General features: G+C 47.7%; 14 protein-coding genes. 2 read left to right on the plus strand and 12 right to left on the minus strand.

From position 1 onward, the window contains the following. Window position 1: 1 nt before the first annotated feature. From DW036_RS09290 to DW036_RS09305, 4 genes are all read right to left on the minus strand, one after another. Entirely contained in the window at window positions 2-775 is a 774-nt protein-coding gene (locus DW036_RS09290; RefSeq protein ID WP_007218812.1) for a prephenate dehydrogenase/arogenate dehydrogenase family protein, read from the minus strand. A 79-nt stretch (window positions 776-854) separates the two neighbouring features. Further along, window positions 855-1,922, minus strand: a complete 1,068-nt coding sequence (locus DW036_RS09295; protein WP_007210090.1) for a bifunctional 3-deoxy-7-phosphoheptulonate synthase/chorismate mutase type II — start codon at window positions 1,920-1,922, stop codon at window positions 855-857. 215 nt (window positions 1,923-2,137) lie between these two features. Next, window positions 2,138-3,319, minus strand: a complete 1,182-nt coding sequence (locus DW036_RS09300) for a pyridoxal phosphate-dependent aminotransferase (RefSeq protein WP_118221151.1) — start codon at window positions 3,317-3,319, stop codon at window positions 2,138-2,140. Continuing rightward, window positions 3,294-4,142 (minus strand): prephenate dehydratase, encoded by an 849-nt coding sequence (locus DW036_RS09305; RefSeq protein ID WP_118463471.1) that lies wholly within the window; start codon window positions 4,140-4,142, stop codon window positions 3,294-3,296. Before DW036_RS09305 ends, DW036_RS09300 begins: the two co-directional genes overlap by 26 nt. Window positions 4,143-4,797: 655 nt before the next feature. Between DW036_RS09305 and DW036_RS09310 the strand changes: the two genes are divergently transcribed. Further along, on the plus strand, window positions 4,798-5,199 hold the full coding sequence (locus DW036_RS09310; RefSeq protein ID WP_229096723.1) for a hypothetical protein: 402 nt from the start codon (window positions 4,798-4,800) through the stop codon (window positions 5,197-5,199). A 201-nt stretch (window positions 5,200-5,400) separates the two neighbouring features. Here DW036_RS09310 and DW036_RS09315 read toward each other — a convergent pair whose 3' ends face one another. From DW036_RS09315 to DW036_RS09345, 7 genes are all read right to left on the minus strand, one after another. Then, entirely contained in the window at window positions 5,401-8,427 is a 3,027-nt protein-coding gene (locus tag DW036_RS09315) for a M14 family metallopeptidase (protein WP_118463474.1), read from the minus strand. Beyond that, window positions 8,424-9,569, minus strand: a complete 1,146-nt coding sequence (gene iadA / locus DW036_RS09320) for a beta-aspartyl-peptidase (protein WP_118463477.1) — start codon at window positions 9,567-9,569, stop codon at window positions 8,424-8,426. Before iadA ends, DW036_RS09315 begins: the two co-directional genes overlap by 4 nt. A 14-nt stretch (window positions 9,570-9,583) precedes the next feature. Further along, complete coding sequence (gene dcuC / locus DW036_RS09325) at window positions 9,584-10,972, minus strand: C4-dicarboxylate transporter DcuC (RefSeq protein WP_118463479.1); 1,389 nt, start codon at window positions 10,970-10,972, stop codon at window positions 9,584-9,586. A gap of 229 nt (window positions 10,973-11,201) precedes the next feature. Continuing rightward, window positions 11,202-12,995: a RagB/SusD family nutrient uptake outer membrane protein gene (locus DW036_RS09330; protein ID WP_118401845.1), complete on the minus strand. Its 1,794-nt coding sequence runs from the start codon at window positions 12,993-12,995 to the stop codon at window positions 11,202-11,204. A 24-nt stretch (window positions 12,996-13,019) separates the two neighbouring features. Next, the gene (locus DW036_RS09335) at window positions 13,020-16,061 is read right to left on the minus strand and encodes a TonB-dependent receptor (protein ID WP_233560368.1); all 3,042 of its coding nucleotides are present in this window, start codon (window positions 16,059-16,061) and stop codon (window positions 13,020-13,022) included. Window positions 16,062-16,262: 201 nt separating this feature from the next. Continuing rightward, window positions 16,263-17,978 carry a DUF6377 domain-containing protein gene (locus tag DW036_RS09340; protein ID WP_118463485.1) on the minus strand — a complete coding sequence of 572 codons (1,716 nt, stop codon included), beginning with the start codon at window positions 17,976-17,978 and terminating at the stop codon, window positions 16,263-16,265. A gap of 4 nt (window positions 17,979-17,982) precedes the next feature. Beyond that, entirely contained in the window at window positions 17,983-18,939 is a 957-nt protein-coding gene (locus tag DW036_RS09345) for a tetratricopeptide repeat protein (RefSeq protein WP_187374598.1), read from the minus strand. Window positions 18,940-19,132: 193 nt separating this feature from the next. Here DW036_RS09345 and DW036_RS09350 point away from each other — a divergent pair, with 193 nt between their 5' ends. After that, window positions 19,133-19,933, plus strand: coding sequence for a M48 family metallopeptidase (locus tag DW036_RS09350; RefSeq protein WP_118463491.1), 801 nt, complete (start codon window positions 19,133-19,135; stop codon window positions 19,931-19,933). Window positions 19,934-19,984: 51 nt separating this feature from the next. Here the strand turns inward: DW036_RS09350 and DW036_RS09355 are convergent, their stop codons facing one another. Further along, window positions 19,985-21,910 (minus strand): ATP-dependent DNA helicase RecQ, encoded by a 1,926-nt coding sequence (locus DW036_RS09355; protein WP_118463494.1) that lies wholly within the window; start codon window positions 21,908-21,910, stop codon window positions 19,985-19,987. Window positions 21,911-21,939 lie beyond the last annotated feature (29 nt).

Raw genomic sequence — 21,939 nt, forward strand, 5'->3', positions numbered from 1 at the left:
TCTATTTTATCTTTTCCCTAATCTTCGTCAGATACTGCTTCATCCCTTCCGCATCCTTCGTACTGATAATTTCCAGTAAATTCTTCAGCTCCAGACGAATATTTTCCACTTGCGAGGGAGTGCGCGGATTAAAGAGAATTTCCTGAAGCAAGTAATCATCCTCACTCAGCAAACCCTTGGCAATAGCCATGTGTTTCTTGAATGTAGTGCCCGGAGCCTCCTGATGCTTCATCACCGCTGCAAAAACAAACGTAGAGACAAAAGGAATAGACAGAGAATAAGCTACCGTCTCATCATGCTCGTCGAAAGTATATTCGAAGATATTCAGGCGGAGCGTCTGGTAAAGGTCCTTGAAGAAAATTTTGCCCAGGTGGTCACCTTCACTGATGATGATAGCATTTTCGCTGCTCAGATTGCTGAGGCTGGCAAACGTAGGGCCAAACATCGGATGCGACGATACATAACGGAAACCACTTTCCTCATAGAATTTCTTCAATCCCGTCTTCACCGAGGCGATATCACTGATGATACAATCCTTGGGCAGCACAGGCAGCACCTTGCGGAATGCGTCCAGCGTATATCTCACCGTGGCGGCATTGATTACCAACTCCGGTTCGAAGTCCTTTATCTCTTCCAACGTGGTGAAACGATACGTGTTGTAGACAAAACGTAACTGGTGCGGATTCACGTCGAACACTGCCGTTTCATGTTGGAAACTTAAAATATCTGTAAAGAAAGAGCCCATCTTGCCGGCTCCGAGTATTAAAATACGCATAAATTTAGTGTTTAGGTATTAATGATTAGTGATAAGTGAAAGATAGCGTAGCCATTAATCACTTATCACCAGTCGCTAATCACTTGTTTATAATTTCCATTTGTTGCCTCACACTCTCCTCGTGTATCAGCTCGAATACCTTCTTGATAAATTCCGAATCCACGCCCAGAAGCACACCTTGTGAGCCGCGTTTGTCCAGAATTTCATTGTAACGTCCCGTTTGCAGAATCGTCATATCGTGCTCTTTCTTGAACGTACCGATTTCACGTGCCACACGCATACGCTTGGCAAGTTCCTGCATCAGGTTGTTGTCGCACTCATCAATCTGCTTGCGCAGTTCGCTGAGGTTTTCCGTGGTCTGTGTTTCTTTACGGATGACGAGCAGGTTCAGGATGTAATCCAGTACGTCCGGAGTCACTTGCTGCGAAGCATCGCTCCATGCACAGTCGGGGTTGCAGTGGCTTTCGATAATCAGACCGTTGAAACCGAGGTCCATAGCCTGCTGGCATAGCGGTGCGATGAGTTCGCGCTTACCGCCGATGTGGCTGGGATCGCAGATGATCGGCAGGTTCGGGATGCGACGACGCAACTCGATGGGGATATGCCATTGCGGCAGATTGCGGTACAACTTCTTGTCGTAACTGCTGAAACCGCGGTGGATGGCTGCCAGACGTTTCAGACCGGCATTGTTGATACGTTCCAGGGCACCGATCCAAAGTTCCAGATCCGGGTTTACCGGGTTCTTCACAAACACAGGAATATCCACACCCTTCAGTGCATCGGCAATTTCCTGCATGGCAAACGGGTTGGCAGTGGTGCGTGCACCAATCCAAAGGATATCGATACCTGCTTTCAGACACTCGTATACATGCTTCGAAGTGGCTACTTCGGTAGAAACGTACATTCCGGTTTCTTTCTTCACCTCTTTCAGCCATGCCAGACCGTCTACGCCTACACCTTCGAAACCACCCGGTTTGGTACGCGGTTTCCAGATTCCGGCACGGAATATCTTCATTCCCTTTTCGGCCAGTTGTTTGGCGGTGCACATTACTTGTTCTTCTGTCTCGGCGCTGCAAGGACCTGCAATTACCATGGGACGTTTGTCCTCAATACCCGGCAGCAAAATCGATTCTAATTCAAGTTCCATATTCTTTTATTTTTGTTCAATTATATTTTTATTGTATAGATATTTCTCAGTGTCTTCTGAACCCTCTGCAACGCCCGTCGATAAAGCCTTTCGAGCGTGTTAATAAATACAGGCCTCGTTTTTTAAAAACGTTGCCCTTATTCTTTAAAAACGTCGGGCACGTTTTTTAAAACGGTGAGTGGCTTGTGTCACAGGAGTTCTTTTTTGTAAATATATTACTTCATCTCCCTGATGCGCTTCAATGCCTCTTCCAGTTTATGGTCTTTGCAGCAAAGCGAGATGCGGATATACCGCTTTCCGTTACTTCCGAAGATAAATCCCGGCGTGATGAACACGCGTGCGTTGTGCAACACCTTTTCGGTCAGTTCTTCCACGTCAGTGCAGGTATCGGGAATTTTTCCCCAGAGGAACATGCCCACCTGCTTTTCATCGTACGTACATCCCAGTGCATGCATGATTTCTCCTGCCAGATGGCGGCGGTTGCGGTAGTTCTTGTTGTTTCCGTCGTACCATTCCTGTTCGGCTTCCAAGGCGTTGGCGGCTGCCAGTTGCATGGCGCGGAACATACCGCTGTCGATGTTGCTCTTCACTTTCAAGATCCATTGCACAAAGTCGGCGTTGCTTGCCAGCATACCGATACGCCAGCCCGGCATATTGTGGCTCTTGCTCATGGAGTTGAACTCGATGCAGCACTCTTTGGCACCCGGCACACTGAGGATGCTGAGCGGGTGGTCGTTCAGGATGAAGCTGTACGGGTTATCGTTTACAATCACGATGTCTTTGCGGCGTGCAAAGTCCACCAGTTTTGCATAAAGTTCCGGGGTGGCGTTGGCTCCGGTCGGCATGTTCGGATAGTTGGTCCACATCAGTTTTACGCGGCTCATGTCCATCTTTTCCAGTTCGTCGAAGTCGGGCATCCAGTCGTTTTCCTCTTTAAGATTGTAGTTGATGACTTCCGCTCCCAGTATCTTGCTCAATGAGGTATAAGTGGGGTAGCCCGGATTGGGAACCAATACCTGTTCGCCCGGATTGACGAAGGCCAGTGTGACGTGCAGAATACCTTCTTTCGAACCGATGAGCGGCTGTATCTCGGTATTAGGATTCAGCTCCACGCCATACCATTTCTTATACCAGGCGGCAAAGCTGCGACGAAGTTCGGGGATGCCGACATAAGGCATATAGCCGTGTCCGTCAGGATTTTGTGCTTCGCGGCACAGGGTTTGTATGGTTGCTTCCGAGGGAGGCATGTCGGGACTGCCGATTCCGAGGCTGATTACGTCTTTTCCTTCGGCATTCATTTGTGCCACCTCTTTCAACTTCTTGGAGAAGTAGTATTCGCTCACGCTGGCCAACCGGTCGGCGGGCTTGATCTTAGATGTTTGATTTTCCGTCTGCATATTCGCCTAATATTTTAAGTTCTTTGGTTAGCGGTGTGATGGCCGCGATGGATTGTTTATATCTCAGTATGTTGTCGAAAACAACGTCTACGTAAAATTGGTATTCCCATTCCCGTCCGATGATGGGCAGCGACTGTATCTTGGTCAGGTTGATGCTGTAGAACGAAAGGATGGACAGTACTTGCGAGAGACTCCCTTCCGTGTGGGGCAGTGTGAATACCATGCTTGCCTTGTTGGTTTCCGGGTGCGGATGGCGGTGTATTTCGTCTACCTGCCAAGGGTCGGCAACTACCAGAAAACGGGTGAAGTTGTGCTTGTTTGTTTCGATGCCTTCCTGCAACACCTTCATGCCGTAACGCTCGGCAGCGGCCTTGGAGCAGATGGCGGCGTGTCCTTTCAGGTTCTCCCGCTTGATGATTTCGGCGCTGAGGGCGGTGTCTTCCGCTTCCACTACTTTCATTTTCGGGTGCTGGGCAAGGAACTCGCGGCATTGCATCAGTGCGATGGGGTGGGAGTTGACTTCCGTCAGATCGTTCCAGTCCTCATCGGGCAGGCAGACAAAGCTGTGTGATATGCGTAGTTTGTATTCGCCTATGATTTGTGTTCCGCTCTGCCGCAGCAACTCGTTGTTGTGCAACAGGCTACCTGCAATGGTATTCTCTATCGCCAACATTCCTATGGTCTTGCTGTCCTTTTTCACGGCTGCAAACACGTCCTCAAAAGTAGCGCAACAGATTAACTCTATTTCTTCTCCTTCGAAGTACTTGTGTGCGGCAATGTCGTGATACGACCCTAATGTTCCTTGAATGGCTATTCTTTTCATACTGTTTCTTTAAAATAAAAAATCCCGCTTCCATACAATGGAGCGGGATTAAGTATATTACTTTAGTTCTCTATTCAGTTCTTAAGCATCACTGTCACTTGACACATACAAACTCCCGCTCTACTTTCTGGCTAAAGTAAAAGTAAAAAAAGAAGTAATATGCATAAGTAAACAAATTCATACTTTCGTTTTCTTTTTGATTCTTAATTCGTGGCAAAAGTAATACTTTTCTCTTATATGCAAGCAAAAAATGATATTTTTTTTATTTCTTCTTCAAAATTAGCTTTTAGACGACTGCTTCCGGCTGTCTCTTTCTCTATTTATAGAGTTGTATCTTTATCCTGGCCCCATAAAAAAGCATTCTTCCTTTTGGCTATTCCCTGCAATTCATCTATCTTTGCATTAGCCGAAGAGAAATGCGGCGTGTTGAAGCTATTTTTGACAAGGAGAAAACTGGTAATTTTATTTAAGTCAAGAAACAGACCTTCAATAAAGATGTTTCACGCAGACCATATAGGGTCGGGCGTGCAAGCGTATTTATTGGTTCTGTGGGTATACCAGTACCTCTCCTTGGATAAATATGAACTATACGTCCGACTTCTTTTTGTATAAGGGGGATGAGGGCGATTTTAAATATTTAAAATCCGAAGAAGACATGAATACCCCGAAGGATGAAATGATAACAGAGGCCATCCACTGCATGGTAGAACAGAGGAAACACGAGATATGGGAAGTGCTCTACCCATTAAGTATAAAATATGGTTTTACGCTCGACTCCGACTATGCCAGCATCAAGCTGGAACCTCCCTGTAAAGACTTTCCGGAAGAAAAATGCGGATGTAAATTACCGCTTGATTCCGTGTACAGTGCCTTTGTGAAAGGTGATTTTCTTTATGTGATGTGCCGCGGGAAAGTGTATTTTATCCTCGATCTGGAAAGTGGTTTGTGGAGACTGTATTTGCCAATGCACCGACCTCCAAGGCTGAAAGTACTGTGGTGGAGGATTCAAGAGACAACAAGGGATTTGGTGTGGTTGGTGAGACATTGGAAGGACTGAAATAATTCACGACAAGATTATTTCTACCGGAAAAGAAAGGAATAAAAGAGTGATAAGGTGATAGGGCGATAAAGTAGCTGCGCTATATATCACAGAACGTTATCCCGCTATCACTTTATCACCCTACCACATTATCACACTTTGCTCATTACTCGTCCAAAAAGAATTAATTCATCTGATATGTAATGGATGAGATGCGAATCAGAAATTTCTCCTGTATATCGGCAACTCTTTCCCCAACTCTGTATGAACCACCTCGAAATTGACAAAGCCATTCACGGACTCCGGTTCTAACAGTGTTGCCGCAAGGTTCGCATTCTTCTGTGAAAGACGAATGATGAAACAACCTGCCGGGAAGCTCTTCTTTTCCTTTACCATCCGTGTAGATACTGTGACCGGATAAATCTTTTCCCATTCCTTGGTAGCTTTCTTGTATCGGGTAACCATATACTTCTCTACGGTGGCTGTGAAGGGTTTTCCTATCTCTTCTACCTCTATTCCTAAAACCCGCAATTTCTCTGCTTGCATCCGGCAGGTATCCGGCAGAATATATGCTTTGGGACGTTTGCGTACTAACTCAGCTTTCAGTTGAAGCGCATTGAAAGTAGGCAGAGGTTCCGTAAAACGTTCGTTCTTGGCAAGGTCAATAAAAGTAACAGGAAGCTCTGTCCGTACAGATTGAAAAGTGACGGATATATCACTCTTTCCGCTGCAAGTCTCTTTCGCTGCCTTTCGTATCTCACTTCTTACTTCTTTTGAATGAAGAGCTGCTGTTTCCAAAAGACTGCGGGATACCAGAAAACCGCATTCCGCACGACGGGCAAAACACGCTCTTCCCAATCCTATTCCACGGATTTCTATGAACAGAGATACCGCATTGGTAAGCCCTTGAAACGTGGAACTGGATTGTGGACTCTTAGCATCTTTCATTGCATACAAACTATCATTCCTGACACTGGGTGTAAAGTAAAAGCCTGAATGATAACCGTTAGCCTCCAATGCTTTCTCTGCTTCTTCACGGAATAAGCCGTTGGAAAGTGTACGTATTCCGGCAGGGATGTTCAAATGCCCGCTGGGTAGGAAAAGGACATCGGCGGCCGTAGCTGCTTTAGTACCCCGCAGCAATTCAAACTCCTTGCGGAAAGGATTGAATTCGTGGATGTCCAGCGCTATTTCGGGCTTCCATTTCTTGTACGCTTTTTTAAGAAGAAGAGTCACCGGATCGGCAAGTTTACTTTGATCCCGGTTCAAATCATACCCACTGCCTGATTTACGGCTTTGCATGGCATAACCATCCGTATTGGCCACAGGTACAAGTGCAAGAGACACCTTTTTCAGTAGTTCAGTACCTTCGGACGTATTCAGCAAATAATCGGCAAGCATACAGGCTGCTTCCGGCCCGGCAGGTTCGTTGCCGTGCAGTCCTGCCTGTATCCAGACTCTTATTTTCTTTTTATCGTTGGGAGTTCCGAAATAGAGCACGGGGATATCCCTGCTCTGTGGAGTCTTTCCTATATCGGACAGCGTAACCTTATCGGGATGCCTGTCGGCTAAATCCTTCAAATACCTGTTTATCTCGAACAAGGAAGCCAGACCTTCTTCAAGCGGCTTGCCGAGGGTGGGAGTGGAATATTGCTGCTCCGGTTCGGGATAGAAACGGTGGGCTACCTCTTCCGGTTGCACCGTGGGCTGGATATTCCAGAGAGAAGGGTTGCTGAATACGGTTTCTTGCGCAATACGTTGCAGATAGAGTGCTTCCTCTTCGGGCAGTCCGGCATAATAAGTACCTGTATAGGATTTCTGAAAAAATACGCTACAGAATACATTGGCGACAAGATAAGAACCCTGTCGGGAAGGGTGGCTGTGATCGTTGTTGTAAAGCGTGATGCTTGGATTTTCCGTGCGGACACGCTTCCAGGCGATGCCGACGGGGGCACACCAGGCATTCAGTTGTGCGGTCATCTCCAAATAACTTTCAGCCAGTCGTTGCTGCATTTCGGCATACGTGTCGATGTCGTGTCCCCAGGTCATGTAGAAGACGGTTTTTCCTTTCGGATTGTAGAGGCGGCGCAGGCTGTCGAGGGAGTGGGCAGGCTTGTACACATTCTCCCGCACCCATTCTTTTTCACGGGCAGGCGCTTTACTTTGGTCTTGCAGGATGACGAAATCCCAGTTTCCTTCACGGATGGCATTCAGGGTTTCAGGGTTGGCAGCATGTTTCTTCAATGTCCAGCCGCCGTGTTCCACTAATTTTACAGAAAGCTTGTGACCGGTGGAGGCGGCAAGGGCCTGCACTTGTCGGACTAAACGGTTGTATTGCGTGTAGCTGTTACCTATGAACAGCGCACGGAGAGAGTCTCCCAACATGACAGGAACGGCACGTTTGCCCATTCCGGTGGAGTGGTGTCCGATGCCTTGTTCTTCTCTTTTCTGCCAGTTGCAGGGCCAGTTGTGTTCGGCTGCTATCCGGTGGAGGTATTGGTAGAACTGATTGCCGCGCTCGTAACGGTTGCATCCCTGTGCTTCGGCTTCGGGAGTCTTCCTTAAATATGATTCGCGGATGGTATCTCCCGTAGCTAGTTGGAGGACAATCGGTTTGGCAAGATACTTCCTGATTATCTCGGGAGTAACATACGGAATGTTACGTACTCCGTAGGGAAAATCTTGCGAAGCATCGGGGAAAGTATACCATCCTGGACTGCCGATAACGGCTTTCTCCACATACGGGCTGTCATGGAAAAGCATGAAACGCTGCACAAACTGACCTCCGGCTGAGTGACCGTAAATCATATATCCTTTCCGTTCACTACCCGAAGATTGGCGGACGTACTCGAAGATTTTATCAACCAGTGCCGGCGTTTGCTTTTCAGCCGGACGTATCGTATGATCCTTGTCGTCCATGACACCGACTTCCTGATAATCGGGCAAAGGAAACCTTTCCAGATCGAAGTGGGGAATGAAGACCATGAATTTATGCTTCTCTGCCTCCTGCTTCCAAGCTTTGAGCAGATAGGTGTAACCGCGGTCGGCACCTTCGAAGACAAAAAAAATGGGCATACGGTGCACATCGCCCGAAGCCGGAATGTAGTAGTGCACATCTACCGGACGGTCGGCAAAGGGGGGATAGTCTTTGTAGGTGAACTTGCCTTCACCTACGGGAAGCACGGAGGCGGCACGGAGCCCGGTGCCCAGAAAGACAATAGCAAGAAGTAGAATTAATCTTTTCATTCTTCATACCTCCCTTTTTTAATGACTTCCTTGTCTTTTAGGACGAGTTTGCCGCGTGCTATGACGTGCGTCAGTTGAAGTTCGGAATCGAGGAAACAAAGGTCGGCATCGAAACCGGCGGCTATTCTGCCTTTGGTGCGCAGTTTGAGGTTGCGTGCCGGATTGCTGGTGATAAGGGTCAGCGCCTGTTCCAGAGGCAGAAGGCCTTCTTTTACGAGCAATGTCATCTCCTGCAGGTTGAGGTGCAGGGGGGCGGGGCGATAGGTCGTTTCTCCTGTCTCGGGATTGGTGCGGCGCACTCCGCCACGACCGTCACTGGAGAAGGTGATGCGGTCGAGGGGCACGTGGGCTTCGAGGGCTTTTATTACGCAACGGTGGGGAGCATCGAATTTGGTTCCTCCGGTGGAGAAATCTATCATACCACCCATGCAGGCAAATTCTACGGCTTGCCGGAATAAGGCTTCCGTGCGTATCAGGTGGGTGGGCGAGAGGTAGGAAATCAGCGTGGGGTACTTGCGGGCGATGTCCAGCAACGGGGTGATACCATCGGGTAAGGCTCCCAGATGAATATGCAGAATACCTCCTTTGCCGGAAGTGAAACCGCCGAGGCGTACCTGATTGATGAGGCGCAGTATCTCCAGTTCGGTGGGGAAAGCGCTGCGGTCGTCACTCATGGCAAGTTTGCAACCGATCACTTTGTCGATGAAGATGAGATCGTCGGCCACACAGGACATCAGTGTTTTGGGAGGCAATCCGTAGAAACTGGTAAGCATGTAGGCACTGAGGCCGTCGTCTTCCAGGGCTTTGGTTTTGGCGTACAGGGTGGTCGGTTCTTTTACGAAACCGTCCGTACCGAGCAGCCCTACCACGGTGGTGGTTCCGCAAGCCACCAGTTCGCTCATAGAGATGTCGGGGACTAAGGAAGCATAGCCGGTTTGTCCGCCGCCACCGGTGATGTGGACGTGCTGGTCGATAAAGCCGGGGGTGACGGTACACCCGCCGGCGTCTATGGTATTCAACGGAATACCGGTCAGTTCTATCTTCCGGTCTATGAGGGCTATTTTGTCATCTGCCAGTAGAACGTCGTTCATGCCGAGATGCTCCGGAGAGTATAAGTTTGCATTTTTAATGAGTGTGAACATGATTCGGAGTTGTTTTATAGTGTTATGAAATGATAAGCTATCAGGAACAGAATGCTGCCTATAAGGGGCAGGGTGTTTCTCTTTGCCAGTTCAATGGGCGATACACCCGCCACACCGGCAATGGCGACAATGATTCCCGCTATGGGAGATGCGGCACGCCCCATGCTGGCGGATAACTGCAAGGGAAGCACGAGGGAATAGGCAGGCATACCCAACTGTCCGGCAATTCCGGGCAGCAACGGGCCGAACGAGAAGAAAGCCGCGTTTCCGCTTCCCATTAGCATGGCCGCACAGAAGATTATCAGGGCGAAGACTGCGGCGATGGCAATGCCGGAAAGTCCTATATGCGTGGAGTAATCTACCAGTGAGTCGATGAAGCCGAGGCTAATCAGTCCTTTGGAGAATATCTCGGAGGCAACAATCAGTGTCACGACACTTCCGAAGACATTTCCCATCCCTTTCCAGAAGCTGGAGAAGGCATCAAAGGTTTTCCGTATATTGCGTGTGTGGCAACCTACGAATACGAGTGAGACAAAGAGAGAAAATAGCATGGCGGTTGTCGTATTGAGTGTTATGGGAGGCTGGAACAGGCCCACGTAAGGCGAAAATACAATGAGAAGCGCAAGTGGAAGTATGGGGAGCAAGGCGAATATCAATGGAATATCCGGTTTGGCAGAGGTTTGCGGAACTTCTGCAGTTTCACTATTTTCCGCACTCTGCCTGGCGGCTTCTTTTTTATCGAAATACCTATTGTTGAAGTAAAACAGGGTCATGACTACCAAGGTGGTAGGGATAACCAACGGGAGTTGGTGGGTAATGAAATAAGCTACGTTGGTCTGCTCGATAAGTTCGGCGGCAAGGGCTGTGTTTGCCGAGCCGGGGCCCTGGTCGAACAGCGTTGCGGCGGCAATGACGGATAATGCGGTGAGGCGGCTTACTCCCAATCCGATGAGGACGGGGTAAACGGAGGCGACAAGCAAGAGTCCTAATCCGGCTGCCGAGGGGGTAGTGATAAAGAGCAACTGGCCAATGGGAATGGTGACGGTAGCTGCCAGATAGGGATAACGGCGAAAGAAACCCAACGGTTTCATGGAGATGTGCACCAGGGCATTGGTGGCTTTTATGTGATTCATAAAGGCTACATAGCCGCCGATGGTCATAATCATCAGTCCTGCGCGGGACAGGTTGCCGATGAATGTTTCTTCCACCACTTTCACCAAATCGAAAACAACGCTGCCGGTGGATTTATCCGGAATGATGGGTTGGACATTGAGAATGAGGGCGAATGTCAACATTACAAGTCCGGCCAGCATCAAAACTCCTTGCGGGTTCAGTTTCCGGTAGAGGTAAATAGCGGTGACGGTGGTCACCAATATACAGAGGAGGAAGGCTACGACTGACATAATCTGGTTGGTTCTGGGTTATAAGTTGTTTGTTTTTGAAGTATCTCAATTCCCCTCCTCCGACGGAGGAGGGGTGCCCTTTAGGGCGGGGTGGTAGGTAAGGTCATAAAATACCTATGAATCATATCAATAAGGAATTCTTTTCTCACCTACCACCTCCCCCTTCGGGTACTCCTCCTCCCAAGAGGAGGAGAATTGGGATAGTGCTATTTAATCATTGTTCACTGTCTTATAAGTACCCCGGATTATTCTCTAACTGGCGACCTGTATTGGAATCAATGAACTCTTGCGGAATCGGGAACAACACAGGCGTATCATACGAATTCATGCCTCGTGCATCGCGTCCTGCAATCTCATTCAACTGCCGCATACGACGTTTGAAGTAATTGTTCACATCACGTTCATCTCCACCTTTCTCCTGACTTACGCGAATCAGGGTGTGGCGGCGCTCTTCTTCGGAAAGAAGTTCACGGCTACGTTCGTCCAGAATGAAATCTACGCCTCCTGCGGTGAGTTCAGCTTCTGTGATGCTGACTGCATTGGAACGATTGCGTACCTTGTTAATCCATTTGATGGCTTCACCTGCCTGGTTGTTTTTCAGCAAGGCTTCCGCATAAAGCAAGTACGTGTCGGCGAGGCGGAGATAAACAATATCCTGATAACATCCATCCTTGTCGCCATTTGCCAGTAACGGTGCCACGTAATCCCATTTGCGGGTAGTGGGCCAGTTATACTTCTTGATGGTTGTCTTATTATCATCCAGCATAGCGGCGGTTACAGTGGTGTCTACCACCATCTTGCCGTTGTTAAGGAATTCCGTAATCTTACCGTCGGCACCCTTCTCGTTAATAGTCCATACCACTGCATAATCGGATACACGGTCGTCCTGAGTTCCCTGATCTTTATAGTTGTAGAGACGGAAAGCACCCCTTGAAGGCACGCAACGTCCGGCACCTTTACCACCGTTGTTTATCCAGAACACCTGAGGCCAGGTGGCTGCACCGCTTGTATAGTCGGGATCGTACTTGTTGCTCTTGTTGATGACACCGTCGTTGGAGTAATAGTTCTTATATGTACTCTTCATGTAAACCTCGGCTGTACCGAAAGCACTGTTTTCCGGTTCCGTGTTGACAAAAGCGTATAAAACCTCTGTGTTTCCGTCCGCATACATCGGTGTGCGGAATACGTCGATGAACGGACAGCCCGGATTGGCGGAGTTCTTGCCGAAACGGTTGGTTATCAAACTGTATTCGGAACCTTCTGCCAGTGGCTTCAAAACTTCGACTGCCTTGGAGGGCTGGTCCATTGCCAGGTACAGTTCACCCAGATAATGGCGTGCCATGGCTCCTGAAATCTTACTGTTGTTTTCTTCACGCAACGGTAAATTGTTCATGGCGAAAGCAAAGTCCTGCTCCATGACTTCACGGATAGATTCTACGGAGTTGCGCTCCCAGTCGTTACGGTAGTTCATACCTGTAATTTCTTCGGTGGACAAAGGTACGGCACCGAATGAATACGTCAGATGACGGTAAGCCCATGCACGAAAGAAGCGGGCCTGTGCGATGATCTTATTCTTGTGGGCGGCAGCTTCGGTTTCGGTTCCTTTCCAGTCGATGCCACTGCCTTCGGCACGTGAAATCACCATGTTTGCCGTATTGATGATGCGGTAACACCATTGGAAGATGTTCTGGAATATCTGCAAGTCCGTCTGGTTGATTTGCGACGGATAGTACATGTATTTAAAGTCGCTGTGTGAGTTATTACTCCATGAATTGTCCACACCGCAACCCCATGCAGAGTGCAGAACGAGCGGCAGACCGCCACCGAGTGCATCGGCACGCCGGTATTCGTTACGCATCATTCCGTAGAGGCTGGTTACCATGGATTGGAACCCGCTGTAATCTACTAACAGATTTTCAGGGTAGAGTGAAGCACGCGGATCTTCTTCCAGGAAGCTGGATTCATTGCATCCGGTCATGCAGAGCACGAGTAGTGCTATCAGTGTATATTTTAGCTTTTTCATACTATTTCTCTTTGTTTTAGCGGTTTATAAATCAAGTTTCAGACCGAATGTGAATGAACGTACCTGCGGAGTGGACTGTTGGTCGCTGATAAATTCCGGGTCGAGGCCGGTCCAGCTTGTCCAGGTTGCCAGATTCTTGATGTTCATATATACTTCGAGGCGGTTCAGGGAAATCTTCTTTAACCAACGTTGAGGAACACGGTAGGCCAGTGTGACATCCTGCACACGGAGGAAGTCGGTCTTTTCGTAGAAACCTGCGCTCATCGGGTTTACAGAAGTATCCAGTGAGTTTTTCGGGTACTTGTTGGTAGGATTTTCCGGTGTCCAGAAGTCTACCATGAGGCGGTTCTGGCGATAGGAGTTGTGAGATACGTCGTAAAGCCAGTTGTTGGCTGTCTGTCCCAGTTGGGCATTGAGGAATACGCTCAGACTGACATTCTTGTAGCGGAAAGTATTCGTCATACCCATTGTTACTTTAGGAATTGCCGAGCCGATGATTTCCTTGTCTGCCGGGGTGATGTCGTTCACACCGTCCTTATCATGATACTTCATATATCCGGGGATGGAGTAGCGATAGTTCGGGTCTTGCTGTCCGTTTGGATTAGACGGGTCGGTGATCTGCCAGATACCAATGAAGCGGTAGTCATAATTCACGCTGATGGGCTGGCCGATGAACCATCTGGAACCGATGTCATCCACAGGGTTGCCGTTGGCATCGTAGAGACCTACATTCACGATCTTTGTCTTGTAGTGCGACAGGTTGAAGGTAGTGGACCAGTCGAAGTCTTTCTTGGCAATGTTGTTGGAAGTAATCTGCAACTCTAAACCGCGGTTCTTGGTCTCACCGATATTCTCGGTAATGTTTCCCGTACCGTTGATGGTGGGGATGGAGCGGTTCAGCAACAGATCACTTGTCTTCGACCAGTACATGTCGAATGTTCCCTGGATACGTCCGTTCCACAACTGGAAATCGATACCTGTATTGATGGATTGTGTGGTTTCCCATCCCAGTGAGGGGGAAGCCAGCTTGGAAGGGTAGAAACCGTAACTGGGAGTATGGTCGTCTTTCAGATAATTGAAGGTAGAAAGATCGGGCAATGTAGTGTAGGCGCCTACCGCTTCGTTACCGTTTTTACCCCACGACAGGCGGTATTTCAGGTTGCTCACCACTTTTGCCAACGGGCTTGCCTGGAAGAAATGCTCGTTGGAAATGTTCCAGCCGATAGCCATGGAAGGAAATACACCGAACTTGGATTGGCTGCCGAATGCGGAGTAACCGTCACGGCGTGCAGTCAGTGTCAACAGGTAACGGCTATCGTATGAGTAGTTCAGACGTGCCATCTGAGAGATATGGTTTTGCTTGGTGTAGCTGGAACTGCCGGACATGGTGGCGGCTTTGGATATCTGGTAATAGTACATCACGTCGTTCGGAAAGTCTTTGCCTTCCATTCCGTTGCCTTCCTTTTCGTAGCTCTGTGCAGAATACAGACCGGTGAAGAAGATGCGGTGCTTGCCGAATTCGCGGGTGTAAGTGACGATGTTTTCCAGAATCCACTCTTGTGAATGCCAGTCGTCGGTGTTCAGAATACCGTTGGAGCGTGCGCCGTAGTAAGTGTCCATTCCCTGGTACTGTTTCCAGCTGCTGTTCTGGTACGTATAGCCGGTATTGAGCTTATAGCTGAGTCCGGGGACGAACGGCAACTTTATTTCTACCACGTTGTTGGTGATGACTTTAGAGCGTATGTCGTTGCTCTTGTTGTTGAGGCTGCTTAAGGGGTTTACAGAGAAAGCTTCGCTGGAATCTTCCCAAGCGGCGGAACGGATGTTGCCTTCTTCGTCATAAGCTTCTGCCAGGGGATTCATACGGAATGCTCTGGAGAAAGAAGCACTGCTGCCACTTCGGTCGTAGCGTCCCAACTGAGTGCTGGTAGAGAACTTAAACCAGGAAGTGAACTCCTGATCGAGGTTGAAACGGATGTTGTAGCGTTTGAATTGGTTGCCTACGGCAGTACCTTTCACATCGGTATAGTTCAGTGAGACAAAATAGTTGGTCTTGTTGACGCCACCACGGAAAGAGATATTGTGCTGCTGCTTGAAACCGGTGCGGGTTGCCAGGTCCAGCCAGTCGGTATCCATGCCGGCTTCGTGCATACGCAATTCGGTGGCGGTCATAGATCCCATCCACGGTTCGGGATTGCTTTCAGTGGGCGGGGTGGTATTGGCATCTTTCAATGCTTCTGTCTTATACTTCCAGAATTCAGCTCCATTCATGAGGTTGGGGAAGTTGATGGGATTGTCAATGGTGATGTAGGTGTCGTAAGATACGGTCAGTTTGCCTTTTTCACCTCTTTTGGAACTGATGAGGATGACACCGTTCGAACCGCGGGCACCATAGATGGCAGCCGAAGAAGCATCTTTCAATACTTCAATGGATTCGATATCGTTCGGATTGATTTCGGACCAGGGACCGTCAAAGGGAATACCGTCCAGAATAACCAGTGGCTTGTTGTCTGCCGTAATGGAGTTCTCGCCGCGGATGCGGGTCTTGGTGGAAGAGCCTTCCGCATTGGTTCCGGTCACTGAGATATTCAGGCCCGGTACAGCACCTTGCAAAGATTGGATGATGTTGGTTTGCGGGCGATTTTCCAGTGTTTTGGTATTTACGGAAGCAACTGCACCTGTCATATCCGACTTGCGCTGCACACCATAACCTACCACTACTACCTCATCCAGCATCTTAGTGTCTTCCTTCAGGATAATGCTGACGGGTTTCGTGCCGTTGACTTTCACATCCTGGTTCAGATAGCCGATAAAAGAGATTTCAAGAGTGGCGCCATTCTGTACATTCGCCAATGAAAAGTCTCCTTCTACATTGGTGACACTTCCTGTACCAGTGCCTTTCACAATGACATTAGCTCCGATGATGGGTTCTCCCTTTTCATCTTTCACGTTTCCGGTGACTGTGACTTGCTGTTGTGCAAATGCATTTACCGAGATGAACAGTAACAAAGCGCAGCAGGCAAGAATGAGTCTGCATGAGCGTTTTTCTTTTCTTTTGTTCTTCATGATTCGTTTAATAGTTAACATAAGTTTTTAGTTTGGATCTCTGTGGCAAAGGTATGCGCAATAAGGGTTACTTACTTTGCGAGGTAAACAGGCGAAGTAAACTGTTAAAACTGATAAGTGTTTGATTATTAGTGCTGTTTTCTGGAAATGAGAGATTCAGAAGTAAACTCTTTGAATGGAATCGGTAGTAGAGAGCAGGGCTTACGCTTTGTATTTTCCGAGCTTTTTCACTGCATTTATAAAATCTTCTTTCGGGATAATGGATTTATTCCGGGTGCGAAGCCGGTTGTTATAAACCGTTTGTGCAGAACAATGGAGGAAGTCTGCTATCTTCACGCTGTCTGTGATGCCGAGTCTTATCAAGGCATGTATGCGTAGTTCGGTATTAAGTAGTTCGCCTTCTTTCAGTTCGATGCGCTCTTCAGGTAATAGTAAGGCGTTGAAGTCGCCTACGAAATCAGGATAGAGATGCAGGAAGATGGTATCGAAATTCTGGTAGAACTCTTTCAGTTCGTTGGAGGCTGTTGCGGAAGAGTCCGTCATTGCTTTTACATCTTCTATCTGGCCTACTTTCAGTTTCCGGTTGATGCTCTTGCGAAACTCTTCCAGCTTACTGATGTAAGTGGAGCAGATGTTGAATACATAGCCGATATATTCTTCTTTTACGTAATTAGATTCCCGCAACTGGTCGTTGACTTCCTGTAATTGCGTATTCAAGTCTTTCAGCTGCATGTTTACTTCTTCCAGGCGTTGATGTGCTGTAGAGAGGGCATCCATATTGACGGACAGCTTCTGGTTTGTACTGTCTAACTTCAAGTTGGCTTCTTTTAGCCGGCGCATTTGTTTGCGGATGAATAGGAAGGCGCCGATCAGTACGAGGAATAAGAAACTGACGGCAATCAGGGAGGCTTGAAGGCGCTTTTGCTGTGTGCGGCTCTGTTCCTGGTACGCTTTGTAGATTTGGTTTTGCAAATGAGACATTTTGACTATTCGTACCCGGTTGTGGAAAAGCATGGCTTTTTGGGAACAATAGAGGATGTAATTATAGGCGCGGTCTATTTCTCCATGCTTAAATAGGTATTCCGCTATTTCCTGCAAAGAACCGATATCTCCGTTGACAGACCGGATGTCTGCCATAGCCGAAAGAATGAGGTTCTCCAGATATTTGCTCTCGTTATTTTCACTCCGGTAAATGGCGGAGAGATTATAGGTAGCTATGGAATATTTGCGGCTGTCGTTAGACAATGTCTGCTTGTTTTCCTCAAATGCCTGTTTGACGGGTTCTATTTCCGGGGTTCCCAGGTAGAGCCATGCCCGGCAGTTCCAGTAGCGCAATTCGTCGGGAGTGGCTGTGAGGTATACCGAGTCTCGGAAAGCCTTTTGGAGATTATTGTAATGTTCCGACAGTTGGGAATTCTCACTGGAGTAATCCCGCAGGCGGGAATAGAGTGTACATAACCTGCCAAAATACTCGGAACGGAGATTTTGGGGTAATTCTTCCGGTTGAATGTCACTGACGGCTTTCAAGGCTTCGGTCAGTAGTCCGGAGGAGGTGAGGACAAATGATTGTTCGAGCAAAGAGACCACTTCCCAGGTACGGTTGTCGGTCTGTTGTGCCAGTTGTATGTTCTTGTTGATGTAATGCAGGGCGGAATCCGCATCATAAACCCGATACTCCAAATAGATCATTCTATTCATTGCATAGAGTTCCTTCACATCTTTGACCCGGCTATACTGCATTTTTAATTGTTGGATGCGCTCCTCTTTTACTCTGACAAATAGATCCTGCTGTTCGAGCAGGCTATCTAAAGAGTGAAGCAATTTCCTGTTTTCTTCTAAAGCATGTTTAGAAGTGTCCGCACAGGCGTAGGCAGGAAAAAGAAGGCATACAATGAGTATAAAGAGGCCGCTTTTCATGGCGCTACAATCCTAAAACGTCCGTTTGTCTTGGCTGATTGTCATATTGTCCGCTGATTCCCTGTATTTCTTTGGGGTTCAACTCCAATCCTTTCTTCATATCTTCTGCAGAGCCTACCGTGTCACCATTCAGCAATTTGGCGCGACCGCGTTCATGATAGGCTTGTGCGAAATTAGGGTTCAGTTCGATGGCTTCGTCAAAGAGTGCGATAGCTTCGGGGTACTTCTTCTGGACGATATAAAGTTGTCCCAGACAAAGGAAAGCCTGTTCATTGAATGGGTTCAATTCTGTTACATAGTGATAATCGGTTTCGGCTTCTTCCTGTTGTCCCGCTGCTTCTTTCACTTTACCGCGGAGCAGTAATGCGGCTTCTTCATCGGGATCTTGGGAGAGTATAGCGTCGATATCTTCGGTAGCTTCATTGTATTGCTGCATCTTGATTAAGGCTTCGGCGCGCAGCAGGCGGGCTTCGGTGAAGTCGTCTTTCAGTACGATGGCTTTGGTGAGATGGGCGATGCTCATGATACCGTCGTCCATACCTTGCTTGGCCCTGCCCAGAAGATAGTGTGCCATGGCATTTCCTTCTTCTATTTCAATAGCCTTTTGTGCGGCGTCTGCCATTGCCTGATAGTCTTCTTGCAGGTAGCATACGTTGGCAAGGGTGAGGAAAGTGGAGGTGTGGTCCGGTTCCTGTTTTGCCATGCGTTCCAGCAGTTCATGTGCTTCGCTGAGGGCATTGGTTTGGATGTAAACCTGGCTCAGGTAGCTCATGGTCTCAAAGTCTTCCTGAAGGGTAAGGGCTTCCGTGAAGCATTTGATTGCATAATCGGGACGCCCCATGCGTTGCGCACGCATGCCGTCATACTTGAATATCTCGAAGTTCTTTTGATCGTTTTTCTGTTTCTCAGTTTCCGGTTTCTCTTGTTTGCCGGAGAAGAAAGATTTAAAGAATCCCATAATCTGTATTTCTTAGGTGTTTTGTTTTTATTCTTTTTGCAAACTTACATAAAAATCTTGTTTCCATACCAAGAACTCCGCCTAAAAAGAAAAAACATCCGTGTTATTATTGATGGTATCATTTAAAATTTGTTCTTTTGCGATACATTTACCAATTATATTAATTAATCATCATTTCTAAATTAAAAACACAAGAATGAAAAAGATTTTCATGAAGTGGGCCTTCTTTATGTTATGTATGGCCGTGACAATGCCTGCAATGGCTCAGTTTAATGTAAAAGCACTGAAAGGTGCGGCTAAAGCTGTTAAAGCTGTTACTCTGACTGACGCTCAGATGGCAGAATATGTAAAAGAGTATATCGACTGGATGGATACACATAATCAGGTATGTGCCGACGATAATGAGTATACAATTCGTCTGAAAAAGCTGACTGAAGGCTTGACGGATGTAGAGGGAATTCCTTTGAACTTCAAAGTTTATTATGTGATAGATGTCAATGCATTTGCTTGTGCTGACGGTAGTGTGCGCATTTTCTCGTCTTTGATGGATATCATGACGGATGATGAATTGCTGGGTGTAATCGGACATGAAGTAGGTCACGTGGCACACAAGGACTCTAAGAATGGGTTCCGTACGGCATTGCTGACTTCAGCTTTGAAGGATGGTATTTCTTCACAAGGTGGTACGGCTGCTAAGTTGTCTGATTCTCAGTTGGGTGATCTGGGTGAGGCTCTGGTAAACTCTACATATTCACAGAAGCAGGAGAGAAGTGCTGATGACTATGGATATGAATTCCTGAAAAGTCATGGTAAGAATCCCTGGGCAATGGCTTTATCTTTCCAAAAGCTGAAGAAATTGCAGGAAGAAGCCGGTGCACAGAAAAGCAATAAACTGAATCAACTGTTCTCTACTCATCCTGATTTGGATGCCCGTATCCAGCGTATGGAAGAACGTGCAACCAGCGAGGGTATTGAGAAACCGGCAGTAACGGAATAATTCTTATTGATATAATAAGGAGAAGGGTGTGCATTCACTGTACGCCCTTTCTTATGCCTTCAGGCTTATGATGCCGTTCTCCGCCTTCAGATCTTCATCTTCCAGCAATTCGCGGATGCATTGAGAGATGATTTCTTTATCTGCTTCTATTTGTGAGGCAATATCGGCAGGTGTCAGAGGTTGCTTGCGAAGCAATTCTCTTATTTCTTCTTTTATTTGTTGGGAGGAAAGCCTGGGAGTCTCGGCACGGTGGCTGAGGCAGACATCGCATATCCCACAGTTATGTTCATTCTTCTCTCCGAAATAATGCAGAAGCATGCGGCTGCGGCAAACGGTTTCAGTCGTTACATAATCTACCATTGCCTGAATGCGGGCTTCATAACGTTCCTTGCGTTCTTCATATACACTACGGGAGATTTGCAGATGTTGCCTGTCTACGCGTTCGCGCGTGTATATAATATAAGGTGTCTTTTTATGTGGAATATAGTCGATGACGCGCATCTTGGATAGACGTATCAGCAAGTCGTACACCCGTTGTCGCGTTAATCCGCTACGTACGGCAAGTGAATTCTCGTTGATAAAGGTGTAATCCGTGAATACTCCGGTGTAAGAGCGCAGAACGATTTGGATAAGTTTGTCCATATCCTCTCCCAGTTCGCGTAATTTATACAGCTCATCACGGCGGACGGTAAAGTAAAGCCGGGAGGCATTGTCCTGTTCGTCGGTATATTCCAGATATCCTGCTTGTGTCAGAATCTTCAATGCACTGTCGGCAGGTACAGGGAAGTATTTGAACTTCCGGCAAAAGTCTTCCAGATTGAACTCTCTGACACATCCCAAACCGTCTCCCATTGCCATCTGGTAATAATATTGCAGATGTTCGTACACCTGTTTGATGTAGTCTTTCTCCGGAAAGGTGTCCGGAATACGTTTATGAAGGGTCACTTTGTCGGATTTGGCATAGAGGATTACAGCATACGCTTTGTTTCCGTCGCGTCCTGCACGTCCTGCTTCCTGGAAATAAGCTTCGGGAGAGTCTGGCAAATCGAGGTGGATTACGATACGTACATCGGGTTTGTCGATACCCATGCCGAAAGCATTGGTGGCAACCATTACACGGCTTTCTCCTGTCTGCCAGCGATGCTGACGTATATCCTTGGTGGCATCATCCAGACCAGCATGGTAGAAGTCGGCGGTAATCTCTTCGTTAATTAAAAGTTCGGTGATTTCTTTGGTTCGCCGACGATTGCGTACGTAAATAATGGCACTACCCGGCATACGGCGCAGGATGTGGAGAAGTTCTCCGGTCTTATTTTCTGTTTTGCGGACTATGTAGGCAAGGTTCTTCCGTTCAAAACTCATGCGGAAAACATTTTCTTGCCGGAAGCACAGCCGCGCCTGGATGTCCTTCACAACTTCCGGAGTAGCGGTTGCAGTCAGTGCCAGCACAGGGACACCGGGTAGGAGATCACGTATTTCGGCTATCTTCAGATAGGCAGGACGGAAATCATATCCCCATTGTGAAATGCAATGGCTTTCGTCAACGGTTATCATGCTGACGTTCATTTTCCGTAGCTTGGTGCGGAAGATTTCCGTATCCAGTCGTTCGGGCGATATATACAGGAATTTATAATTGCCGAAAATGCAGTTTTCCTGCGTGACGATAATCTCTTGCCGAGACATTCCGGAGTAGATGGCAAGTGCTTTGATTCCTCTTTTTTTCAGGTTCTGTACTTGGTCTTTCATCAGAGAAATCAGGGGAGTGATAACTATGCAAACCCCCTCTTTGGCAAGTGCAGGCACCTGGAATGTGATGGACTTTCCACCGCCCGTAGGCATCAGCCCCAGGGTGTCTCTGCCTTCGCCAATGCTATTGATGATGTTTTCCTGTATGCCCCGGAAGTTATCATATCCCCAGTATTCTTTGAGAATTTGAGAGTAGGGAGTTGAAGGTTTGGAGTTGAGCTGCGCAGTCATAATACGAAGAATTGGAAGTTGAGAGTTGA

The sequence above is a fragment of the Bacteroides sp. AF39-11AC genome (genome assembly GCF_003474285.1).
Lineage (GTDB): Bacteria > Bacteroidota > Bacteroidia > Bacteroidales > Bacteroidaceae > Bacteroides.

Excerpts from the sequence above, each read along its gene's own strand:
- DW036_RS09290 (WP_007218812.1), bottom strand. The coding sequence starts at position 775 with ATGCGTATTTTAATACTCGGAGCCGGCAAGATGGGCTCTTTCTTTACA.
- DW036_RS09295 (WP_007210090.1), bottom strand. The coding sequence starts at position 1,922 with ATGGAACTTGAATTAGAATCGATTTTGCTGCCGGGTATTGAGGACAAA.
- DW036_RS09300 (WP_118221151.1), bottom strand. The coding sequence starts at position 3,319 with ATGCAGACGGAAAATCAAACATCTAAGATCAAGCCCGCCGACCGGTTG.
- DW036_RS09305 (WP_118463471.1), bottom strand. The coding sequence starts at position 4,142 with ATGAAAAGAATAGCCATTCAAGGAACATTAGGGTCGTATCACGACATT.
- DW036_RS09310 (WP_229096723.1), top strand. The coding sequence starts at position 4,798 with ATGAATACCCCGAAGGATGAAATGATAACAGAGGCCATCCACTGCATG.
- DW036_RS09315 (WP_118463474.1), bottom strand. The coding sequence starts at position 8,427 with ATGAAAAGATTAATTCTACTTCTTGCTATTGTCTTTCTGGGCACCGGG.
- iadA (WP_118463477.1), bottom strand. The coding sequence starts at position 9,569 with ATGTTCACACTCATTAAAAATGCAAACTTATACTCTCCGGAGCATCTC.
- dcuC (WP_118463479.1), bottom strand. The coding sequence starts at position 10,972 with ATGTCAGTCGTAGCCTTCCTCCTCTGTATATTGGTGACCACCGTCACC.
- DW036_RS09330 (WP_118401845.1), bottom strand. The coding sequence starts at position 12,995 with ATGAAAAAGCTAAAATATACACTGATAGCACTACTCGTGCTCTGCATG.
- DW036_RS09335 (WP_233560368.1), bottom strand. The coding sequence starts at position 16,061 with ATGAAGAACAAAAGAAAAGAAAAACGCTCATGCAGACTCATTCTTGCC.
- DW036_RS09340 (WP_118463485.1), bottom strand. The coding sequence starts at position 17,978 with ATGAAAAGCGGCCTCTTTATACTCATTGTATGCCTTCTTTTTCCTGCC.
- DW036_RS09350 (WP_118463491.1), top strand. The coding sequence starts at position 19,133 with ATGAAAAAGATTTTCATGAAGTGGGCCTTCTTTATGTTATGTATGGCC.
- DW036_RS09355 (WP_118463494.1), bottom strand. The coding sequence starts at position 21,910 with ATGACTGCGCAGCTCAACTCCAAACCTTCAACTCCCTACTCTCAAATT.